Below are 430 nucleotides of genomic sequence, written 5' to 3'. Positions count from 1 at the left end.
GGCGGCCCGGTCCGCCCGCTCGGCCGCCGCGTCGTTGGCGGCGCCGGGCGTGTCGATGAGGGTGAGGACGGGCACGGCCAGGCGGTCGGCGAGGCGGACGAGGCGGGCGGCGGTGCGGTATCCGGCGGGGCCGGTCGGCGTGCCGGTCTGGGCGGCGTACGCGATCGCCCGGCCGTCGCGCAGGCCGAAGCCGCACAGCATGCCCGCGTCCCGGCCGCCGCAGCGGTCGCCGCTGATCGGCTCGCGGGAGTCGAAGTAGGCGTCCAAGTAGGCGTCGGCGCGCGGGCGTTCGGCGCGCGGGCGTTCGGGGGAACGGGCCCGGCCCACCGCGTCCCAGCCGGTGGCGGGCAGGGCCGGGTCGCCGAGGGCGCGCGGCGGCTCGGGCGTGCCGGAGGCGGGCGTGGTGAGCAGCCGCAGCCAGTGCCCCAGG

The 430-nt window shown here is 80.9% G+C and carries 1 pseudogene; it reads right to left on the bottom strand.

The features are described 5' to 3' along the window. A pseudogene (locus STRAU_RS37930) lies at positions 1–430 on the bottom strand (carboxyl transferase domain-containing protein); the annotation flags it as partial.

The organism is Streptomyces aurantiacus JA 4570, from assembly GCF_000414115.1.
Classification (GTDB): Bacteria; Actinomycetota; Actinomycetes; order Streptomycetales; family Streptomycetaceae; genus Streptomyces; species Streptomyces aurantiacus_A.
The sequence above is the reverse complement of the archived record's forward strand: the minus strand, read 5'-3'. Positions and strand labels throughout refer to the sequence as shown.